The organism is Sphingobacterium sp. UBA5639 (assembly GCF_002421245.1).
Lineage (GTDB): Bacteria > Bacteroidota > Bacteroidia > Sphingobacteriales > Sphingobacteriaceae > Sphingobacterium > Sphingobacterium multivorum.
In genome coordinates this window covers 1-3131 of record NZ_DIJR01000021.1, presented here as the reverse complement: position 1 = coordinate 3131, position 3131 = coordinate 1, and the positions used below count along the sequence as shown (strand labels likewise).

Below are 3131 nucleotides of genomic sequence, written 5' to 3'. Positions count from 1 at the left end.
CCATTGACCTCCGTTATAGACACTACCCGAGGGTTAGTTTTAATACTTCAAATTTGATAACTCCAACTTATCAAATGAAAAATCTGATTTTTCATACTGTAAACATCTTCTATTCTATTTATTTGTCCATTATGATCAAATACATTACAGAAATTGACAATCTCCTCTTAGAGAGGTTTAGATGGTCAGAAAGTCACGACGAAATGATGCTTTGGGCTAGGTTAAGTATTCTTTTGGAAATAGTTCGAAGGTCGGCAGTTCGGTGCATATTCTATTGATTTAGGAAGCCCTCTTAGGATTGAGGGCTTTCAATTTATTAACTAATTTTTGGTTTTAAACTTAATAAGTAGCTTTTTCAAGGCTATTTTATGTTTCTCGAGTTCATCTTGCGCATACTTGGAACTTTTAAGGCTTCCTGGTGTCCAGTTTATTATATCGTCTTTTCCGAAATTTAAAGTAGTTATTTTAGAAATGAACAGGCTCAGATCTCTTGGTCGAGTATATACTTCTGCATACCCTTCGGATATTAAGCCTAGATTTTCGATCGCCTTAAAAACAGGGATAATACCTTTTGCTCTAGTCCCACTTTTTGAATTTACAACGGCAGCTCTGATATAATCTTCGATAACGGATATGTTTTTTAACCCCTCTTGATTAAGCAGATCGGTCATTTTAGCCTCTCTTAATTCTGGAGGGGTTAACGCCGTTAAATCCAAATTTTCTCCGATAAATTCAGGCTCATACTTTTTATTTTTACTTGAACTGTCCAAAAGTATCTTGTCTCTAGCAAACTCTTTTAATGGTTGTAAAAGTGTATCAATGGCATTGCCTCGTAAATGAATTGAGTTTCTGCTTAAAAAATATAAAACCCTCTTTGGGTCTTTATCGATCTCCTTCAAATAGGTGTTAGTGATAGTTGGATAGAGAAATTCGCTTAAAAGCAATTGCTGTAGTTCCTGATAGCTGGAAGTATACATAATAATTTTATTCACCGCATCGTATTCCGATTGATTTCGGTTTTCAAGTACCCGGGTAATATTATCTACCAAACTCATTATTGTTTGTGAAGAGTACCCCTCTTGCAGTGCAAAGACCTCAAAATTCGAGATGTCACTATACGCATCTTCAATAAAATCCTCCGACAACATTTTTTCATTCATATCTTAAAGGTCAACATTTTTAAAGTGGTTTGCGAGGATTGAAGCATTCTCACGACTTTTTATTTTTACATAGGCATCGAAAGCCGCTTCCGTTTTATGGCCTGTTATCTTCATTATAGAGCCTTTTGGTATTTGAAGGCGTGTAGCGTTCGTTGCAAAACTTCGGCGCCCTGTGTGGGTCGATATGCGGTCACATAAGGGAAGATACTCAGTGAATATTCCTGATATTTTCGAAATCTCAACACCTTTTGTTTTAAGGAACGATTTATCAAGGTTTTCGCCTACGATCTTGCACGCTTTTTTAATATAGTCATTTAGTTTAACGTCGGATATCGCCCGAGGGAATCCGGTTGCAGATCCTTTTATGATCCATTCATTAGAAATTGGATCAATAAAATATCCTTCGTCCTCTTTGCTTTTGGGTATTATCGACTTGACGCCGGTATCAACACCGCCAACAAACCAAGTAAACGATCCTTCATTTACCCATGGACGAACAGATTCAATTGCAGTTATTCCAGTGCTGCGGTTCGAATACTTTTCCATGATCTTGCGAAGCTCTTTCAAAATAGGGATTACGACTTGCTCTCCTGTCTTCTTCGTGAGAATATCAATGAAATCCCCGTCAACATGGTCATGGGTGTTTAGTCTGCTATAATCGCTAAATCTTAAACCAGTCCAACAGCCGACCAAAAATAAATCACGGGCATTATCGAGAACAAGGGTATCACTAAAATCATAATCGGCCAGATTCTTTAATTGATCAACGGTTAGGGCGTCGCTTTCCGCTGGGGCGCTCTGCTTGGCAAAACGTTTGTCTTTCCAATCCACAATAGAATGAAATCCCTCCAATAGTGATTCGCTCATAAACTTTTTAATGTACTTGATCTGAGAGCCAAAGTAACTAACTCCTAGACCAAGCACACCGAGGTAATCCCTGAATTTATCATAGAAAGCCAACGTTATTTCGTCGAAACTCAGCATGGGCAATTGTTTGACCGTTTCCGGATCTTGCATCTGTTTAAAGGTTATAGGCTCGCCGCCTTTATACTCGATCAGAATATTAAGGGTGTTCAAAAATGATTGGATTGATCTTTTCTTATACGGCTGCCCTTTCAATAATCGTGTCGCTGGGTTGGAATTGGCCCCTTTTATATAATCATAAATATACACAAGAAGATTGTTGGTCTTAACGTCCTCCTTTTTTACCTCAACCGCAGCTTTTGGGACCTTATTCTTCAGGATGCTATTTATATGAACTTGCAACTCTTTAGCTTCTTGAGCATCAGGGAAACGGCCAAGATCATTGCATCGCTCAACGAAAAGATCAGATATTTTGTTTTTTACGTTAGTTAGGTTCCGTGATATTTTGGCATTAGCAACATTATTCTTCGGGAACTGTTTATCAAAGTCCCATGCAGCCGCAGTTGGTACTATTCTAATCTTAACATTATTTTGTACCAATACCTTTGTTTCTTTAAGCTGGTACTTGCCCAGGATAATTTTGTCTACACCTGAAAAAGTAAGGGGAGGAAGGTTATTAAACCGCAACATTGCTTTTATCCTTACTGGCTTTTCTTTTATTCGATCAAGGTCAATATCAGTGGTCACAATATTAAAGTTGATACTGTGCTTATATGCGCTTTGGTTCATTGTGTGTGTATGTTTTAAAACCGATAACAAAGATACTAAAATGTTATCGCTTTTACACGATTGTTATCGGTTTTAATCAGTCATAAACGGTAAACTTTTTCATAGTCGCGCTATAATTCAGTATAGAATGGTATTCAAAACAAACCGTTACAAAAAGTTCGAATCCTGATTGGCGTACTTAAAAGCTCCTTTGTATGACACAAAGGAGCTTTTTTTATACATCAAATTCAAAATATCCACGATACATACGCAAGCTTGAACCTATCTCCCCTTCTCATTTTTAAATTGCCCCTATTATGGATCAAGCAGACTTCTTGG

The 3131-nt window shown here is 37.5% G+C and carries 2 protein-coding genes; both read right to left on the bottom strand.

What is annotated here, in order from left to right:
- Window positions 1-320 precede the first annotated feature (320 nt).
- Window positions 321-1160: a hypothetical protein gene (locus B4Z90_RS13335; RefSeq protein ID WP_286802486.1), complete on the bottom strand. Its 840-nt coding sequence runs from the start codon at window positions 1158-1160 to the stop codon at window positions 321-323.
- A 3-nt stretch (window positions 1161-1163) separates the two neighbouring features.
- On the bottom strand, window positions 1164-2813 hold the full coding sequence (locus B4Z90_RS13330; RefSeq protein ID WP_286802485.1) for a tyrosine-type recombinase/integrase: 1650 nt from the start codon (window positions 2811-2813) through the stop codon (window positions 1164-1166).
- Window positions 2814-3131 lie beyond the last annotated feature (318 nt).

Excerpts from the sequence above, each read along its gene's own strand:
- B4Z90_RS13330 (WP_286802485.1), bottom strand. The coding sequence starts at position 2,813 with ATGAACCAAAGCGCATATAAGCACAGTATCAACTTTAATATTGTGACC.
- B4Z90_RS13335 (WP_286802486.1), bottom strand. The coding sequence starts at position 1,160 with ATGAATGAAAAAATGTTGTCGGAGGATTTTATTGAAGATGCGTATAGT.